Genomic DNA, 16,984 nt, shown 5'->3' on the forward strand with positions numbered 1-16,984 from the left:
TCTGCCATCACACGGAACATCAATTATGAATTCACAGGAAATAGAAGCCATTGCCGCGAAAGTGCCGCTGTTCAGCTGCCTGTCGAGCATGGACCGGTCGGCCCTGTGCAGGATCATGGTCCGCAAGCAATTCGCAAAGGGCCAGACCATTGTCCACGAGGACGACGACGAGGGCCAGACCTTTTTCGTCATCGTTTCGGGACGCGTGCACGTGGCGGTGATCACGGCCGAGGGCAAAAGCGCCATTCTCGCCACGCTCAAGCCGGGCGATTTCTTCGGCGAAATGGCGATCCTCGACGGCGAGCCGCGCAGCGCATCGGTGATCGCGTCGGAAGACTGCACGCTGCTCATGCTGTACCGGAACATGTTCCTCGACATTCTGCAGCGGTACCCGAAAATCACCATACGGATGCTCATCGAGATGTCGCGCCGCATCAGGCGCGCCAACCGGCACATCAACACGCTGTCGCTCATGAGCGTGTACGGCCGCGTTGCCGACGTGCTGCTCCAGCTCGCCCGGGACCAGGGGCAGCGGGTGAACCAGATGATCGTCATCCCCGGCAGGCCCACCCACCAGGTGATCGCGGACATGGCGGGCACGAGCCGCGAGACCGTGTCGCGCATCCTTTCGCAGCTGCAGAAAAAACGCTATATCGTCATTGACGGAAAGAAGCTGGTGATCCTGAATGAAAAAAAGCTATACGATTAACATACCCGTCGGCCTGTTCTGGAAGGTGATCGTTCCCTCCGCCGTGATCCTGTGCATCGCGGGAGGGGCGGTCGGCATTTTCATCGTTGACAAACTGGTGATGCCGGGCATCGTCCACAACGACCGCCAGATCGTCACGGTGCCCGACCTTGCGAACAAGGAATGGGAAAAGGCCCGCCAGCAGCTGTTCGACGTGGGCCTGCGGCTCCAGATCGGATCGCGGCAGTACGACGAGAAGATCAAGCGCGATAACGTGATAAGCCAGCAGCCCGCGGCCGGCGAAAAGGTGAAAAAGGGCCGTCTCGTGGTCGCGGTGGTGAGCAAGGGGTCCGAGGTGGGCGCGGTGCCCGATGTGCGGAAGCTTCCCGAACGCAAGGCGGTGCTGGAGCTGCGCAAGGAGGGGTTCATCATCGGCAAGAAGAAACGGGATTTTTCCGATTCGCTCGAAAAAGACATGGTAATACAGGTGTCCCCGGCGCCGGGCTCGTTGGTGTCCAAGGAAATGCCCGTGGATCTTGTCATTTCGGACGGCGTGAAGCCGACGCATGCCGACGTGCCCAACCTGATCGGCGAGAGCCTGCTCGACGCGAAAAAGAAAATAGAGGACAGCGGGCTTGAGCTCGGGAAGATTGATTACAAGAACAACACCACCCTGTCGCCGGGTACCGTGGTCTCGCAGTCGGTGCCGCCCGGCAGTTCCGTCGCGCTCAAGAGCGCGATCAATGTGGTCGTGTCGGTGACCAACTAACCCGGATGCCCCTTAAAAGAATGATGCCGCTGACGCCAATTAAGGAACAGCACCATTCGTAATATATCCCACTTTTCGTCAACAGGGAAAGCGGCTTGAATACCATGCATCATCGCTTCATCACGGGCATTTTCTGCGCGACCGTGTCCTGCGTCATTTTGCTTTGCGCGGGGTGCGCCGTACAGCAGTTCCCTTTTGTAAGGCCCGTGACCAAACCCTCCATGGACGCGTCCGCGCAGCGCCGCGCGGAGGAACAGTTCATGAAGGCCCGCGCCTGCGACCGGCGGGGGCTTTTCCAGATGGCGCTGCATTACTACGAAGAGGCCTACCGGCTGGATCCGGGCTCAGGCGCGCTCAGGGAGCTCCTGGTCCAGCGCTATGTTTTTTCGTCGCGGTTCAAACAGGCGATCGATCTCGTCAAGGGCTCTAAAAAGGAAAACGAACTTTCCGATCCCGACAAGAGCCTCTGCGCGAGCATCTACATGCGGATGAACGAGTTTTCACACGCGGCCGAACTGCTCGATGCCGTGAAAAACAAGCAGAATGAGGAGTTATACACCCTCGGCCTGCTGTACGAATCGCTCGGCAACATACCGCATGCGCTCGCGAGCTACCGCGGCTACCTCGCCAGGGACCCGTCGTCGATCGCCCTCACGCTCAAGGTGGGAGCGCTGTATATGCGTCTTAACAAATACGACAGCGCCGAGAGCCTCTACGTGGCGGCGGAAAAGGCCGACAAGAAGAACCCGCGGCTCTATAACGGGATAGGGGAGGTCAAGCTCGCGCGGGGCGACACGGCGCTCGCCCTTGATTTCTTCAAAAAGGCCGTGATGGCCGATTCAACCTTTCTCGACGGACTTCGCAACATCGCCCAGGTGCACCTGCGTAAAGGCAATTACGCCGACGCGATACCGTACTACGAAAAGCTGTACGCAAACGACAGCATCGGCGGGCTTTTCGGCAAGACCCTTGCCCTGCTGTATTACTACGGCAAGGAACCCGATAAAGCCAAGACGCTTTTACAGAAGCTGCTGTCGGGCGACATCAACGACCCCGAGCTGCATTTTTATCTCGGCCTCGTGTACGGCTCGCAGGACAGCTTTGACCTCGCCGCGATCGAGTTCGGCAAGACGCTCGCCATCCGGAACAATTTCAGCGACGCCTGGCTCCAGCTCTGCTACCTCGACCTCCGGCAGAAGGAATACGACCGGGCGCTCGGCACGGCGAAGCATTTCACCGAAAACGCGCCGACGTCCGGCGTCGCGTGGCGTACGCTGGGATATGTTTACAACGTGCGCAAGCAGTACGCGGATGCGGTTCCGTTCCTGAAAAAGGCGCTGTGGTTCGATTCGCTCGACGCGTTCGCATGGTTCGAGTTGGGCAGCGCGCTCGAGCGCACCAAGGAATTCAACGCGTCGGTCGTGGCGTTCAAGCGGGTGCTGGCCATCAAGCCCGACGAAGACGCGGCCGCCAATTACCTCGGCTACATGTGGGCCGAGCGCGGCATCAAGCTTGACAGCGCGCGCATGCTCGTGGAAAACGCGCTGGCCCGCGATTCGGCGAACGGCGCCTACCTCGATTCGTACGCATGGGTATTCTACCAGCTTGGTAAAATCGACAGCGCGTTCGTATATATCAAGAAGGCGATGCGTCAGATCAACGACGACGCCGTGGTGTACAGTCATTACGGCGACATCCTGCTTAAAAAAGGCATGGAGCGCGAGGCGCTGGAGGCGTATAAAAAAAGTCTAAAGGTCGACGCGAAATCGGAAGAAGCGGAGGCTGTTATGAAGAAGATAAAGCTGCTGGAAGATAAGTCGAATAATAAGAAATAAAAATATCTGGCGGGGGAGGTATCCCCCTCGCTCCGGCCCGGTCGTGCCCCCCGCTTAAGTCCACTACTTCGAACCTGTAAAGCACGCCCGGTCCTTCGCCGCCACCTCTTGGGTGCGGGGAACGGCCAAGTCTTTTTCTCCAATTATCAATTACCGCTTTTCTCATTCTGTATCTTCGCCAGATACGCCTCGAAGGCGGCTTTTCCTTCGTCCTTCCAATACTGGTCATAGTATCGCCAGTCGCGGTACGAGCCGTTGATGCGCCAGTCGGCGTCGCCGTTGAAGTCGCGGTGCCGCCACCAGCGATGCCTGCCGTGAGGCCAGGAGTGGCGGCCGCTGTAATGGCCGGTGCCTCCGAACAGCAGCTTGGCGAGCAAAAGGATGCCGAAGGCCTGCCAGAACGTTATCGCCTTGAGACCGAACAGCGCCGGCATGAGCCAGTTCCACAAAAGAAAAACCAGCCAGCCGAACAGTAGCGCGAACAGCACCGCGAACGTGACGCCGGCAACAACGAGTCCGGCAATCCGCAGCACTCCGAATCCGTGGTGCCGGGGATAAGGCGGATACGAACGGTCGAATGTGTTTTCCATGCATTCCTCCCTTGTTATTGGTTAGTGTATTCCTTCAGGATGATCGATTCCCTTAATTTGGCCAAGGCCCTGGATTTCTGGGCAAGCAGCGTTCCAAGCGGAACCTCCCACAGCTCCGACAATTCCCTGAACGAGTATCCCTCGAGCTCGGTTGCGACCACCACCGCGCGCTCGCTGTCGCCCAGGCGGTCCATTGCCTCGACAAGCAATTCCCTCAATTCCATTGCCTCAATCTCGGCCCCGGTGTCGAACCGCGAGTCGTGCAGCGTTTCGGACAACGACAATGCTTCATCTTCATCACCATTGCCGTCCAGCGGAATGTTTTTTTTCCTGCTTCTGAACGCGTCAACCACCCTGTTGCGGATCGCTTGATACACATAGGCCGATACGCTGCGCAGCGGTTCCAAGGGGTCTGTGCGGTCGAAAAGCCCGGCCATCACGTCCTGCACGATGTCCTCCCCGTCGCGGTCGGCAGCCTCGCCGATGAGACTACGGACATATCCCACCAGTGCGGAGCGCTCCCCTTTGATGAATGACGTGATTCTATTGCTGCGCGGTTCCATGGCCTCTTTGAATAAGACGGAATGACGCGGAGATTTATTGCATGCCCCGGATGACCATCGCCGGAAGCCGAGGCGCCGCTCGACGACCGGTAAATTCCTGTTCGGTCAAGTAAAAAAAACGGCTTTTTCCGCGTCGACGAGCGAGGAATGTTCTTGTGCGGCCGTCCCGTGGAAATGCACGTATAGTAAAGAGGTCTGCAATGCATGCGCCCATCGTGCCGGACGAGAAGCGATTATTCCAGAACTAAATCCCTGAAATCCGCTAAATGTCCTGCGCTTATTCCGCACGACGCAAGGTACCGCTCGACCCCGCCGAAGGAGTTCGAAATCGCGGCGAACACGCTGCGCAGATACTGCTCATGCGCGGTGAAGGCGGGCACGAAATTGGCGGTGCATAAAAAGCCCAGGCTGACCAGCTTCATGAAAAGGGCGATCCCGCGTACCCGTGACATTGTATAGCTATTTGACAGAAGGTAATCCCTGATGATGGCGGCCGGGTCCGCGCCGAGCGCGAGGTGCACCAGGGCGCACATGAACCCGGTGCGGTCCTGGCCCGCCCTGCAGTGGATCAGCACGGGATAGCTGTCTTGCGTCCGCAGGATCTCAAACAGCGTCCCGATTATCTGCTTCTGTGAAAGCAGCCAGCCTGCATATATCGAGGAAACGGCGCCCACGATAAGGCCCTGAACCCCCTTTTTATACAGGTTGGGCCTCACCATGGTCCGGTAGGTATGCTCCACCTCCATGGGAAGGTTGATTTCTTTTGCTCCGGCCACCGCCCGCCGTGTTTTTGCCGATTCCTTAGATGTCCTCAAGTCAATGATGACCCTGAATCCTGGGGGGAAGAAGTTCCGCACGTCCTTCTCGCTCATCCTGTCGAAATTGCCTGACCTGAAAATAAGCCCTTTTCTCATTTTTCTTCCGTTGAGCGTGTCAAGCCCGCCCAGATCGCGGAAATTGGGGATTGCTTTCATGAGGACGGCTTTTTCTTTCTGCGTCGCGCGTGCGGTTTCATCGGTATTGCAGCAAGGACTTCGCAGTGCTTTTCCGAACGGGCGATGGCATCGTAAAACAGCACGAGCGGCGGAATGGCTGAACTTTTATGGCCTTTGACAAACCGTTTCATTTTTTTTATGTCGATTTCCCTCGGATTGCCCGGATTGTCGGTGAGATACTTGGTGAGGACGGCGACAAATTTCTTCGTATCCTCGTCCGTAAAGCCGCGGTTTTTCATTTCGGTGGAGAATTTGCCCAGCCACAGCTCGCGCCATTCTTCGTTGGAGGTTATTTTGCGGTATTCCATGATCAGAACATCCCCGTTAAAATTGTTTGGCGAATTACCGCGGCTCCCGGTCCACGCTCTTCATCGCGTCGTTCATGCTCGAGTCCGCCATCCTGTTCGCCGCCTCCACTTTCTGCCGCGCCCGGTCGGGGATCTGCGTCATCCTAGTAACGGGGGCGCCCTGATCCGTCTGAAGCGCGTTCTTTACCGATGACGGCACCGAATAGTTTCTTACGATGTAAAGGCTTACCATGACAATTGCGGCAATTACCAATGCGATGAAAATCAGGTTGCGCATTCTGCCTCCCTGGTTTGTTGTGTGATCGGAAACCTGCTTGTATGGCCGGCAACGGACGTCGCCGCGGAAACGCCGTTTGCCGCGTCCCGCCGCTGTCCATAGTATACAATCCCGGACGCTGCTCGTGGGCCTGTAAAACAGGTTTTCTTTCATCTCGGCGCTTTAACGTTCTAACGCTCCAACGCATCAACTCTTCAACCCGTCAACCGAGATATGCCTTTTTCAATTCCGCGTTTCCGGCAATCTCGGCGCTGGTACCTGATGCGACTGCCCTTCCGTTTTCGAGCACGTAGGCGCGGCGGCAATAATTGAGCGCCATTGCTGCGTTCTGCTCGACCAGCAGGATCGTTTTGCCTTTTTTATTCAGCGCGGCGATGATCGCGAAAACGTTTTTCACGAGCAGCGGGGAGAGGCCCATCGAAGGTTCGTCGAGAATAAAAAGTTCTCCGTCGCTCACCATCGCCCTGCCGATGGCGAGCATCTGCTGCTCGCCACCCGACAAGGTCGAGGCGATCTGGCGCTGACGCTGGCCGAGCACGGGAAACATTTCGAATACGGACGCGAGGAGCGGTTTCATCTCGGACGATGTCTTGTTCGCGAATGTCGCGAGCCTGAGGTTTTCAAGAACGGTGAGGTTGCCGAAAACGGCCCTTCCCTCCGGCACATGGGATATGCCCATGGCGGCGACGTCGTGCGGCTTGGATGAGATGATGCTTTTGTTTTTATAGGCAATCGCGCCCGACAGAACGGGAATGAGCCGCGATACCGCGCGCAGCAGGGTCGACTTGCCCGCGCCGTTCGCGCCCAGAACGGCCACGGTCTCGCCCTCGTCCACGTGCAGGGTCACGCCGTGCAGCACGGTGACGGGGCCGTAGCCCGCGACAAGGTTGTCAATTGACAAAAGCGCCATTGTCGTCCCCGAAATAGGCCTTCACCACGGTCTCGTTTCCGGCGAGCCCGCAGGGATCGCCCTCGAATATCGTTTCGCCGAAGTTGAGTACCTTCACCCGCCCGCACAGCCGCATCACCAGTTGCATGCGGTGCTCGATGAGGATAATCGCCACGCCGTATTGTTTTTTTACCCGGAGGATAAGATCGGCAAGGCCGTCCAGCTCCGAGGGATTCATGCCGGCGCCCGGCTCGTCAAGGAGCAGCAGGCCCGGACCGCTCGCGAGGGCGCGCGCGAGCTCGACTTTACGCTGCAAGCCGTAGGGCAGCGACGCCGCGGTCTCGAGCATGCGGTCGGCGAGGCCGAATTCATCGAGCAGGATTTTGACGCGCGCGGTCTGTTCGCCCTCCATCCGGGAGAACGTTTTTGACCTGAAGAGCGCGCTCCACAGCGGGTAACCGAGCCTGCAGTACGACCCGCAGCGCACATTGTCAAGAATGCTCATGGACCTGAAGAGCCGTATGTTCTGGAAGGTGCGGCTTATCCCTTTTCCGATGATTTTATGCGAGGGAAGCCCGTTGATGTTTTCGCCATTGTAAATCACGTTGCCCGAATCCGGCCTGTAAACGCCGGTGAGAAGGTTGAACACCGTGGTTTTGCCGGCCCCGTTGGGGCCGATGATGCCCCAGATATCGTCTTTGTTGACGGTGAGATTGAAATTGGAAACCGCCTTCAATCCGCCGAAAGAATGAGACAGGTTTGATACGCTGATTAGATGTAATGATGATGGATTTGTCATGACAGTTTTTCCTTCTGTCGCAACCAACCCAGCTCTTTTCCGCCCATGATGCCCAGCGGCCTGAAAATCATGAGCGCGATAAGCGCGAGCGGGGCGACCACAAACCGCCAGATGCCCAAGAAACGGAGCGCTTCAAGCAGGATTGTCCAGATGGTTGCTCCTAGAATTGAGCCGAACAGCGATCCGCTGCCGCCGAGGTACAGCATGAGCAGGATGTCGGTGGATTTGACAAGGGAGAAAGTGCGCGGGTTGATGAATTGTATCAGGTGCGCGAACAGCCCTCCGGCGATCCCCGCGAAAAAGGAGGAAATCACGAATGCGAGGATCTTTACCTGCTTCGTGTTGATGGAAACGAGGGTGGCCGCGATTTCATCGTCGCGCACGGCAATGATGCCCCTGCCGAAATTGCTGTTCACGATGTTGCGGAGCGCGACCAGGGTGACGGCCGTCCAGACGAACGCCCACGAAAGATTGGTGAATTTGTGGATGCCGTAATATCCTTGCGGCCCGCCGAAGAACGGCAGGTTGTCAAATGCGCTTTTGACGATCATGAGCAACGCAAGGGTAATGATCGCCAGGTAATCGTCGCGCGCCTTGAACGCGGGGATGGCGACGAGCAGGCCCGCCGCGCCGGCGAAAATGCCGCCCATGACAAGAGAAAGAGGAAAAAAAACCGGAGACTGGGGAAAAACGGAAAGCGAGAAGAACGACGCGCCGTATGCACCCACCGCCATGAACGCGGCATGGCCGACCGAGAATTCCCCCATGTATCCGTTGACGAGATTGAGGCTCGCGGTGAGGATGATGTTGATGCCGATGTACATGATTATCTGCGCGATGTAGGGGTCGACGCAGTTGAGGACATCGCAGAGTATGCATATGCCCAGACCGCATGCAGGCAGGATGATCGGCAAGGGCTTTTTAAACATGCGCTAAACCTTCTTCTGCATTGGAAGGCCGAACAGTCCCGACGGGCGTATGAGCAGAATAAGAAGAAGAAGCCCGAAAACGATCATGTCTTTATATGACGACGGCAGGATGGATGCGGAGATGATTTCGACAATGCCGAGCAGGAACCCGCCCGCCACAGCGCCCTTTATGCTGCCGATCCCCCCGATGACCGCGGACACGAACGCCTTCCATCCCACCATGATGCCCATGTACGGGTCTATGATCGGATAGGCGAGGCCCACGAAGATTCCCGCTACTGACGCAAGACCGGTGCCTATTGCAAAGGTATACGATATGATTCTGTCAATGTTGATCCCCAGCAGGGGGGCGTGAAACTTGTCCCACGAGAGCGCGCGCATGGCCATGCCGGTGCGGGTCTTTGCGACGAACATTTCGAGCGCTGCCATTAACAAAAGAGAAGCTGAAATAATCAGCAATTGAACGTTGGACGCGGCAAAGGCGCCGGCCTTGTACAGATGATAGCCGGCAAGCTCGGGGAACTTTCTCGGTTCCGGTCCCGCGACGGCAAGGGTGATGGTCTCCAGGAAAATGCCCACGCTAAGCGCCGTGATCACGGCGGAAACGCGCGGCGCTGACCGGAGCGGCCGGTACGCGAGTTTTTCTATTGAAACACCAAGAAACGCGATGGCGGCAAACGTGAGCGGTACGATCGCAACAAACGGCAGGTGAAAGTAAACCGCGAGGAACAGAGCCAGGTAGGAACCGATCATGAAGATGTCGCCGTGCGCGAAGTTGATGAGCCTGAGCACGCCGTACACCATGGTGTAGCCGAGCGCGATAAGGGCGTAAATGCTGCCCAGTTGGAGGGCGTTGAGGGATTGATGGAAGAATGAAATCATTTCATTGGATTGACTGAATCAAAATAGGTAAACGCATCATTTTTTATCTGAATGACCACGGCGCTTTTCGACGGCGAGCCGGAACCCAGCGTGAATTTCATGACACCGGTCACGCCGCCGAATTCGCTGAGGGTCGAAAGCTTGGAAAGAACTTTTGCCGGATCGTCACTGCCGGCCTTCCGGATGCTTTCGATGAGCATGCCCATTGCGTCGTAGGTGAGGGCGGCGACGTCGTCGGGCCGCGCGCCGAAACGGGCTTGATAATCGGCAATGAACTTTTTCGCCTTGTCGGTCGCCATGTCGGGCGCGTAATGCGTGGTGAAATACAAACCCTCCATGACGCCTTTGCCGAGTTTAAGGATTTCCTCCGAGCCCCACGAATCGCTGCCGACAACGGGCCCGCTGAACCCCTGCTGGCGCGCCTGCTGGATCTGCAGCGGCACCTCGTTGTAATAGTTGGGGAGAAACAGCACCTCGGCGCCCGACGCCTTGATTTTGGAGAGCTGTGCGGTAAAGTCCTTGTCGCCCGTTGAATAGGATTCAAAGGAAACCACGCTGCCGCCGACACGGGTGAATTCCGCCTTGAACACCTCGGCGATGCCCTTGTTGTATTCGGACGCCACATCGAACAGCACTGCCGCCTTCTTGAGGCCGAGCTTTTTAAAGACAAAGGCAGCCACGACCACGCCCTGGAAATCATCGGTGAAGCAGGCGCGAAACACGTGCTTCTTGTTTTCGGTGAGCTTGGGGTTTGTTGACCAAGGAGAAATCATGATGAGGTTGTTGCTTTCCGCGACAACCGCGGCCGGCACCGCGTTTCGGCTTGCGTTGGGGCCGATCATGGCAACCACTCTTCGGCTCACGAATTTCTGCGCCACCGCGGCCGCCGATTCCGCTTTGTCCTCATTGTCCTCAACGAGAAGCTCCACTTTTTTCGTTTTGTCGGCCAGCGCGATCCCGCCTTTGGCGTTAATCTCGTCAACGGCCATGGCGGCGGCGTTGACGCATGATTTTCCCACCACCGGGACCGAGCCGGTGAGTTCCGCGTTGATGCCGATCCGGATGGCGTCGGATTTGGAGCAGGAGGACAATAATAAAGCGAATGTTGACGGCAGGATAATTGCTAAAGCTCGCTTGATCATCGAAGGCCTTTTTCCATTAGAGATGACTGGGGATGAAGAAAACCGGAATTCATTGGAAAATAAAATAGGTAAGAATGGTTGGCATGGCAAGCAAAAGCAGGGAAGTGAAAAGTGGAGAATGTTTATGGATGATCAAGCGCTGATCACAGAGTCCCGTTTCTGCGTTTTTTCTTCGTGACCGGTTTTTCAATGCTCTTATATCTCACCCCGCGCACTAGCAGCACGCAGGAATCCGCGGAAATCGAAACAGCCTTCACCGCAGCCAAACTCCCCGAGCAGTCCATGACTTTTTCGCCGAATCGAAAGGCAGAGACATTTTTATCCATCACCTCGAATCGCCAGAACTCCGACCACTTTGTCGCCTCGAACATGGGAAACGGTGAAACGCATTTGCCGGAGCCGCACGACAGCACGCAGCCGGGACGGCAGGTAAAACACGCCTGCGATGAGTCGACGCCGTTTCTAAATGCGATGCGGTACGGCGCGAGTGATTGATCAGGCCTTTTGCACCAGACGTCGAACTCGAAAATACCTTTTGTCAATGATATGCCCTTGTTTGTTATCGATGATGATCTCTTGCCGCCGTCGATTTCCATTGCACCGTTATTGACCGCAGCATTGCCGCTTGATGCCCAGCCGTTCATGTCGCCGCCGTTGAACAATTCGGTCCAAGGAGAGCGGAGACCCTTAACGGAATCCCCGTCCAGCTTTTGCACTTTTAAATTTTTATACTTCAGGCCGTCCCTTTCGCCCTCGAGGCAGATCTGACCGTAACGGTAATGATCGTCGCGGAAACGGATAACTTCCTTTCCGCCAAGCTCCACGGTGAAATCCCGCCCATGCGCCGCAATCGAAAAATGCTGCCATGCATTGACGGGAAAAGGAACGATCCCGGGATTTGGCTGCGGCCTGAACGGAAAGCTGATGTGCCCGGATCCCGGCATGTCCGCGTCGATGTCCATTTCATAACCGCTCAGGTTGGGGAACCACGCGTTTCGGTCGCCGCGCACCACCACGCCGCCCTGGCTTTTCCCGTTGTAGAGAAAATCGCCCTCGAGCACGAAATCGACGAGCATGGCGTTATGGCCGATCCAGCCGTCGCTGCCCTCAAACACGCCGTCGCGGAAGCTCCATCTTTCGATGCCTTCAAATGCTCTGGTCGGTTTCCAGCACGAGGTGTCCATGAGCGAAGTGAAGGGGGCGGGTTTGGGGGCGGCTTTTTTGGGTTTCGCAAGAACGGGGAACAGCAGCAATAAAACAAGAACAATCGACGTGATTTTCATGATTGGTTCTAAAATAGATATTATGGCGGAGGCGTAGTTGACAAAAAGTTGAGGAAACTATATTTTCTCAATGGCAAATAGCTGTTGGTAAATAAAATTTACTAAATTTTGAAATGTAATTCCCGCGAAAGCGGGAATCCGCTCTTGATAATGGGATGGACTCCCGCTTTCGCGGGAGTGCCAACGCAGTGAAACATTAAAAAGAAGGGAATCATTCAGGCTTGCGTATCTATGATTTGATTTCACTGCCGCTGCGGAAAATACGCTATATCCCTCGAATTTACTTTGTCCTTGCCGCACTTCTTGTTTTCGTGCTCGTTTTCACCCACCGGCATGTTGAAAGCTGGAACGATGCGAGCCGCATGGCGCTCGCTGCCTCCATTGTCGAAAACGGGACCCTCAGCATTGATAAAAGCGTATTTGCGGTCACCGGCGACAAGGTTTTCATCAGGGGCCGTTTTTATTCCGATAAACCGCCGATCATGTCCTTTCTTGCCGCAATCATTTATTATCCCCTTTACAAACTCGGATTCACCATGACATTTCAGGATAATCCGGCGTATTATCTCATCACTTTTTTGTTGCAGGGCGTTGGATTGCTGCTCTGCGTGTTTTGTTTTTATCTGCTCCTCAGGGAATATCCGATGAGAGAATCGTATCAAGTCTTGATGGCAAGCGCATTGGCTTTTGCCTCGCTGCTGCTGCCGTGGTCGGTGGTCCTCAGCAACAATAGTTTTGCCGCGTGCTGTTTATTCATCGGTTATTTTTTCATGAATAAAGCGATGAGCGCAAAACCTAAAAAAATGTTGATGACCCTTGCCGGGTTCTGCCAGGGGATTGCCGTTTCGGCAGACCATACAACCGGCATATTGGTTTCGGCATGCATTGCCATCTTAATCATCACAAAAGAGATCAGAGGATATTTTCTGTTTTTTTTTCTGCCGGTGCTGTTGCTCGGATCGGCAACGCTTGTGTATTACCAGGCTCTATCTGGTAGCATTATCCCGTTCGAAACGCACAAGGAATTATGGGCCTACGCCGGTTCTTCATGGGATGCTCACGCGCTTTCAGGCTTACATGTCAACTCGCCGTTTGTTATTCTAAAAACGGTCGTCAAATATTCAATCGGCCCAAACGGCTTTCTGATTTATAATCCATTTTTGATTATTGGATTGTATTATGCTTTTATTTTGATAAAAGAGAAAAAGACCGGATGGAAAAACTCCTTCATTCTCCTGAGCGGTACAGCTCTGACTGTGATTTACTATTGCCTGTTCGCCGAGGGCGCCGGCGGCTGCAGCTATTCGATCAGATGGTTCCTGCCGTTTTTACCGATCATTTACTGTCATATGTGGCCGTTTTTTGGAGGACTCAACAAAGTAAAGAAAGCGGCCTTTGTAATGCTGTTTTGTTTTTCCGTTGTAATGGCACTAGGTGGAGTTGTCAATCCATGGATTTGCTATCCCAAGAATGGAAGCGCTTTCATCGAAAACATGAAGCCGGCGTTGGAACAGCTGTATAAAAAATAGGGGAATCACGCGTTGGGCTTTGCTCATGGCCGGGAAACACCGGCGGCCTTGGAAAGAAGTCAAATTAAAGCGATATTCGTGGTCGAATTGTTTATAAAAAGTATATTTATCTGCAATGACCGCCACGAAAACACGAACCCTCCTTCTCCTTTTTTTTCTTTCCGGTTTCTGCAATCTTGTCTTTGAAATCGTTTGGACGAGGATGTTCGGCCTCGTGTTCGGCGTCACGGTTTTCGCGATAAGCGCGGTGCTGGCGTCGTTCATGGGGGGACTTGCCGCCGGCGCGTTTGTCTTCGGCAGGGTGGTGGAGAAAAAGGGCGAGCCTATCTTCATTTTTTTCTGGGTTCATCTTGGAATATCAATCAGCGCTATGGTATTTCTCGCGGCGTTTCCCGCCGTGAAGGGACTTTTCCTTTTTATCAACGACATCGCCGACCTTGGCTTTTACGGCTCGCGCATCATCTGGTTCGCGCTCGCCTTGTTCCTTATGATCATTCCGACCACGCTCATGGGAGCAACCTTTCCCGTGGCCGTGAAAATCCTGGCGCGGGGCGAGACGTTGGGAAAAGACGTCGGCGTTTTGTACTCGGTAAATACCGCTGGAAGCGTTATTGGATGCATCACCGCAGTGTTTTTCCTGCTTGGTTCCGTGGGGATGAACGGCACGATCTGGATTGCCGCGGTGCTGGATTGTTTGGTCGGGCTTTCGACCTTGACGCTGAGGGCGGCTAAACGCGGCGCGGGCAACAAATGAAACCGTCAACCCGGCAGCAATCCATAAAGCGCAATCCCTTCTTTATCAAAGAGAAGTTCGTCCTCACCATTTTGATGCCCGTCGTGGCATTGCTCGCCGGATTCTGCACCATGTCCTGCGAAATCGTCTGGACGCGCATCCTCAAATATTTTGTCGACAACAGCATCCAGGCCTTCTCCATGATACTCGCCACGTTTTTGACCGGTCTGGCGCTCGGCGGCTATGTTTTCTCGCGTTTTGTCGATTCGCGAAAGGCGCCGTTGCTGTTTCTTGGATTTCTTGAGACCGGCATCGGGCTTCTGTGCCTCTTGTCCATTCTCGCAATCGGTCACGCCGGTGCGCTGATCGCCGCGTTGAACACGGTTTTCGGAAAAGGCTTTAACGCGGAAATCGGGATCAGGGTTCTGGTTTTTTCATCCGCGATTCTGCCGCCCACCATGCTCATGGGGGGTGTTTTCCCCCTTGTCAGCAAGTTGTATGCAAAGAATGCCGACGTTGCGGGACGGTCTGTTGGAGAAATTTACGCCGTGAATACGGTAGGCGCCGTTGTTGGCTCTTTTGCGGGCGGGTTTGTATTGATCCCGCTTTTCGGGGTACAGAACAGCATTTCGTGTATCGCATTCATTAATGTACTGATCGGCATGTCGTGTGTCGCCTTCGCTTCTGCCCTGCGAAATAAAATAAAAATCATCGTTGCCGGATGCCTTGTCATAGCCGCCGGATTATTGTTCGCCTTCACGCCGCGCAATGCCTTCCTGCATGTGTATGACGCGCGCACCAAAGAGCCGGATTACCAGATGCTTTACCTCAAGGAAAATGTAAACGGAACGGTGGCGGTGTTCAAGGAGACCCGGCAAAGCGGCCGCAAATACATGCTCATCGATGGGATAGGTGAGGTGAGCACCGATTATTTCAGCATGCGCGCGTTCCGCATGCTCGGGCTGCTGCCCGCCCTGTATTCGCCCGGGGCGAAAAACGCGCTCGTGGTGACCTTCGGCAGCGGCATCGCGGCCGGCACCATTGCAAACCTGCCCGGCATCGAAAAGGTGGAATGCATAGAAATCTGCAAGGAGGCGTTCAACGCGGCGAACAGCTTCGCAGTCGAAAACCACGACGTGCTTCATAATCCGAAGGTGCGGTATGTGGTCAACGACGGCAGGAACTTTCTGTTCACCACGCGCAAGCGCTACGACCTGATCAGCGCCGACGCGTCGCACCCCACGAGCAGCGACAGCTGGATACTTTACACAAAGGAATTCTACGAGCTGTGCCGCAGCCGGCTGTCCGACAGCGGCGTCATGTGCCAGTGGATTCCGCTGCGCGGCGTTTTGGAAAAGGACTATAAAACCATCCTCAACACCTTCAGGTCGGTTTTCCCGTACATGACCCTGTGGTATGCCGGCGGGTACAAGGCGATCGGGCATACCATTTTATGCGGCTCGAAACGGCCCATGAAAATCGACATGGGCCGCGCCGGGGCGCTTTTGGACGACAGCCGCGTGAAAAGCGACCTTGAACAGGTGAACGTTTTTTCTCTCCAGGATGTGTTCAACTGCTTCGTGATGGACCAGGATTCGGCAACGGTCTTCGGCAGCGGGGCGGCGCTCAACACCGACGACAGGCCGGTGGTGATTTTTTCAAAGGCCGAGCTGTGGAAAAAACCGTTTATCGGACTCAGGTCAATGATGCGGTACCGCATGAATATCTATCCCGAACTGTGCGGCATGGACAGCGTGAAAGGCGTCCAGATCAAACAGGCCGTTGATAAAAATTTTGAAGCCATGGGCCATTCCATCCAGGGGCAAATTCTGGAATTCGAGGAATTCGTGATGCGCATGGACTTTGATCCACGCCTGCCTGACGCGGCCCTTGCGCCGAACCTTTCCAGAAGCCGGGACATGCTCAAACAGGTGCTCACCGAATATACGACGGCTTTAGAGCAGAACACGGATGACGCTCATACGAGATATCTGATGATTCAGGATTATTCCGAGTACCGGGCCATAATGGCGTATCTTGACAGAGTGCAAAAACGCCGGCAAGGACGGTAGGGCTTATCCCGTATGATTAAATCATCCATTCGCCATCCAATTACCAATGTAACCTTGTTTGCCGATGAATCTGCAAATGGCATTATTATCGCCAAAGCGGTGTTCGGACTCAAAGAAAAATGTGCCGGCATTGCAGTGAAAGAATCGCGCAATTCTCTGTTGATAGAATACGGCAGGATGTTGAAGGAATTTCTTGATGGTAGACTCCACTCGCTCAATATTATCCCCATTAATTTGTCCTGGGGCACGCCGTTTCAAATAGCCGTGATCGAGGCTTGCCGCTCGATTCCGTGGGGGAGCGTGGTGTCGTACGGCGATCTTAGCGTGATGGCGGGATATCCAAGGGCCTCGCGCGCCGCAGCAGGCGTGATGCGGCACAACCGTTTTCCCCTTATTGTTCCGTGCCACCGCGTGATCGGCGCTGGCCTCACCACAGGGGGATTCATGGGAGCCACTCACGGAGCGCCGATACGGCTTAAATTGAAACTCCTCGCAAACGAGGGTGTTTCTATTCGATAAATCAAATTCGGCTTGCTTTACGAACATTGCCTGAATATCCTGCGTATCGGCTCATTTAAAAAGGTAACCGAAGGCTCAAAGTCGTCGTCTCACAAATGAGGTAACCAAGACTTGTTTGAAAATGGCTTTGAGTTTTCGTTCTATTGCATCTTTGAGAGAAAATGGATTCAGTTCTGTATGGA

18 protein-coding genes are annotated in these 16,984 nt (G+C 55.0%); 7 read left to right on the forward strand and 11 right to left on the reverse strand.

Features of this window, described 5'->3' with window-relative positions; genetic code table 11:
- The first annotated feature begins 25 nt into the window (after positions 1-25).
- The 3 genes from VLX68_07095 (at position 26) to VLX68_07105 (ending at position 3,292) form a co-directional block, all read left to right on the forward strand.
- On the forward strand, positions 26-709 hold the full coding sequence (locus VLX68_07095; protein ID HUI91994.1) for a Crp/Fnr family transcriptional regulator: 684 nt from the start codon (positions 26-28) through the stop codon (positions 707-709).
- Positions 687-1,457: a PASTA domain-containing protein gene (locus tag VLX68_07100; GenBank protein HUI91995.1), complete on the forward strand. Its 771-nt coding sequence runs from the start codon at positions 687-689 to the stop codon at positions 1,455-1,457. Before VLX68_07095 ends, VLX68_07100 begins: the two co-directional genes overlap by 23 nt.
- Before the next feature lie 104 nt (positions 1,458-1,561).
- Positions 1,562-3,292 carry a tetratricopeptide repeat protein gene (locus tag VLX68_07105; GenBank protein HUI91996.1) on the forward strand — a complete coding sequence of 577 codons (1,731 nt, stop codon included), beginning with the start codon at positions 1,562-1,564 and terminating at the stop codon, positions 3,290-3,292.
- 146 nt (positions 3,293-3,438) lie between these two features.
- Here the strand turns inward: VLX68_07105 and VLX68_07110 are convergent, their stop codons facing one another.
- The 11 genes from VLX68_07110 to VLX68_07160 all read right to left on the reverse strand — a co-directional run bounded on the left by VLX68_07110 (position 3,439) and on the right by VLX68_07160 (position 11,949).
- A complete protein-coding gene (locus tag VLX68_07110; protein HUI91997.1) occupies positions 3,439-3,882 on the reverse strand; it encodes a hypothetical protein in 444 nt (147 codons plus the stop codon).
- A gap of 14 nt (positions 3,883-3,896) precedes the next feature.
- Positions 3,897-4,445, reverse strand: coding sequence for a sigma-70 family RNA polymerase sigma factor (locus VLX68_07115; GenBank protein ID HUI91998.1), 549 nt, complete (start codon positions 4,443-4,445; stop codon positions 3,897-3,899).
- 233 nt (positions 4,446-4,678) lie between these two features.
- Positions 4,679-5,419, reverse strand: a complete 741-nt coding sequence (locus VLX68_07120; GenBank protein ID HUI91999.1) for a tyrosine-protein phosphatase — start codon at positions 5,417-5,419, stop codon at positions 4,679-4,681.
- Positions 5,416-5,748 carry a hypothetical protein gene (locus VLX68_07125; GenBank protein HUI92000.1) on the reverse strand — a complete coding sequence of 111 codons (333 nt, stop codon included), beginning with the start codon at positions 5,746-5,748 and terminating at the stop codon, positions 5,416-5,418. Before VLX68_07125 ends, VLX68_07120 begins: the two co-directional genes overlap by 4 nt.
- Before the next feature lie 34 nt (positions 5,749-5,782).
- Positions 5,783-6,025, reverse strand: coding sequence for a hypothetical protein (locus VLX68_07130; protein HUI92001.1), 243 nt, complete (start codon positions 6,023-6,025; stop codon positions 5,783-5,785).
- Positions 6,026-6,227: 202 nt separating this feature from the next.
- Positions 6,228-6,935, reverse strand: coding sequence for an ABC transporter ATP-binding protein (locus VLX68_07135; protein HUI92002.1), 708 nt, complete (start codon positions 6,933-6,935; stop codon positions 6,228-6,230).
- Positions 6,916-7,713 (reverse strand): ABC transporter ATP-binding protein, encoded by a 798-nt coding sequence (locus VLX68_07140; GenBank protein HUI92003.1) that lies wholly within the window; start codon positions 7,711-7,713, stop codon positions 6,916-6,918. The genes VLX68_07135 and VLX68_07140 overlap by 20 nt, the downstream gene beginning before the upstream one ends.
- On the reverse strand, positions 7,710-8,642 hold the full coding sequence (locus VLX68_07145) for a branched-chain amino acid ABC transporter permease (protein ID HUI92004.1): 933 nt from the start codon (positions 8,640-8,642) through the stop codon (positions 7,710-7,712). Before VLX68_07145 ends, VLX68_07140 begins: the two co-directional genes overlap by 4 nt.
- 3 nt (positions 8,643-8,645) lie before the next feature.
- Positions 8,646-9,524 (reverse strand): branched-chain amino acid ABC transporter permease, encoded by an 879-nt coding sequence (locus VLX68_07150; GenBank protein ID HUI92005.1) that lies wholly within the window; start codon positions 9,522-9,524, stop codon positions 8,646-8,648.
- Positions 9,521-10,666 (reverse strand): ABC transporter substrate-binding protein, encoded by a 1,146-nt coding sequence (locus tag VLX68_07155; protein HUI92006.1) that lies wholly within the window; start codon positions 10,664-10,666, stop codon positions 9,521-9,523. The genes VLX68_07150 and VLX68_07155 overlap by 4 nt, the downstream gene beginning before the upstream one ends.
- Before the next feature lie 143 nt (positions 10,667-10,809).
- The gene (locus VLX68_07160) at positions 10,810-11,949 is read right to left on the reverse strand and encodes a DUF1080 domain-containing protein (GenBank protein HUI92007.1); all 1,140 of its coding nucleotides are present in this window, start codon (positions 11,947-11,949) and stop codon (positions 10,810-10,812) included.
- A 221-nt stretch (positions 11,950-12,170) separates the two neighbouring features.
- On the opposite strand from VLX68_07160, the gene VLX68_07165 reads away from it, so the two are divergent.
- The 4 genes from VLX68_07165 to VLX68_07180 all read left to right on the forward strand — a co-directional run bounded on the left by VLX68_07165 (position 12,171) and on the right by VLX68_07180 (position 16,802).
- The gene (locus VLX68_07165) at positions 12,171-13,478 is read left to right on the forward strand and encodes a hypothetical protein (protein HUI92008.1); all 1,308 of its coding nucleotides are present in this window, start codon (positions 12,171-12,173) and stop codon (positions 13,476-13,478) included.
- Between the two features lie 115 nt (positions 13,479-13,593).
- Positions 13,594-14,232, forward strand: coding sequence for a fused MFS/spermidine synthase (locus VLX68_07170; protein ID HUI92009.1), 639 nt, complete (start codon positions 13,594-13,596; stop codon positions 14,230-14,232).
- Positions 14,229-16,283 carry a fused MFS/spermidine synthase gene (locus VLX68_07175; protein ID HUI92010.1) on the forward strand — a complete coding sequence of 685 codons (2,055 nt, stop codon included), beginning with the start codon at positions 14,229-14,231 and terminating at the stop codon, positions 16,281-16,283. Before VLX68_07170 ends, VLX68_07175 begins: the two co-directional genes overlap by 4 nt.
- Before the next feature lie 12 nt (positions 16,284-16,295).
- Complete coding sequence (locus tag VLX68_07180; GenBank protein HUI92011.1) at positions 16,296-16,802, forward strand: MGMT family protein; 507 nt, start codon at positions 16,296-16,298, stop codon at positions 16,800-16,802.
- The last annotated feature ends 182 nt before the right edge of the window (positions 16,803-16,984 follow it).

This window comes from Chitinivibrionales bacterium (assembly GCA_035516255.1).
Taxonomy (GTDB): domain Bacteria; phylum Fibrobacterota; class Chitinivibrionia; order Chitinivibrionales; family FEN-1185; genus FEN-1185.

Coding starts and splice junctions, on each gene's coding strand:
- VLX68_07095 (HUI91994.1), top strand. CDS start 26: ATGAATTCACAGGAAATAGAAGCCATTGCCGCGAAAGTGCCGCTGTTC.
- VLX68_07100 (HUI91995.1), top strand. CDS start 687: ATGAAAAAAAGCTATACGATTAACATACCCGTCGGCCTGTTCTGGAAG.
- VLX68_07105 (HUI91996.1), top strand. CDS start 1,562: ATGCATCATCGCTTCATCACGGGCATTTTCTGCGCGACCGTGTCCTGC.
- VLX68_07110 (HUI91997.1), bottom strand. CDS start 3,882: ATGGAAAACACATTCGACCGTTCGTATCCGCCTTATCCCCGGCACCAC.
- VLX68_07115 (HUI91998.1), bottom strand. CDS start 4,445: ATGGAACCGCGCAGCAATAGAATCACGTCATTCATCAAAGGGGAGCGC.
- VLX68_07120 (HUI91999.1), bottom strand. CDS start 5,419: ATGAAAGCAATCCCCAATTTCCGCGATCTGGGCGGGCTTGACACGCTC.
- VLX68_07125 (HUI92000.1), bottom strand. CDS start 5,748: ATGGAATACCGCAAAATAACCTCCAACGAAGAATGGCGCGAGCTGTGG.
- VLX68_07130 (HUI92001.1), bottom strand. CDS start 6,025: ATGCGCAACCTGATTTTCATCGCATTGGTAATTGCCGCAATTGTCATG.
- VLX68_07135 (HUI92002.1), bottom strand. CDS start 6,935: ATGGCGCTTTTGTCAATTGACAACCTTGTCGCGGGCTACGGCCCCGTC.
- VLX68_07140 (HUI92003.1), bottom strand. CDS start 7,713: ATGACAAATCCATCATCATTACATCTAATCAGCGTATCAAACCTGTCT.
- VLX68_07145 (HUI92004.1), bottom strand. CDS start 8,642: ATGTTTAAAAAGCCCTTGCCGATCATCCTGCCTGCATGCGGTCTGGGC.
- VLX68_07150 (HUI92005.1), bottom strand. CDS start 9,524: ATGATTTCATTCTTCCATCAATCCCTCAACGCCCTCCAACTGGGCAGC.
- VLX68_07155 (HUI92006.1), bottom strand. CDS start 10,666: ATGATCAAGCGAGCTTTAGCAATTATCCTGCCGTCAACATTCGCTTTA.
- VLX68_07160 (HUI92007.1), bottom strand. CDS start 11,949: ATGAAAATCACGTCGATTGTTCTTGTTTTATTGCTGCTGTTCCCCGTT.
- VLX68_07170 (HUI92009.1), top strand. CDS start 13,594: ATGACCGCCACGAAAACACGAACCCTCCTTCTCCTTTTTTTTCTTTCC.
- VLX68_07175 (HUI92010.1), top strand. CDS start 14,229: ATGAAACCGTCAACCCGGCAGCAATCCATAAAGCGCAATCCCTTCTTT.
- VLX68_07180 (HUI92011.1), top strand. CDS start 16,296: ATGATTAAATCATCCATTCGCCATCCAATTACCAATGTAACCTTGTTT.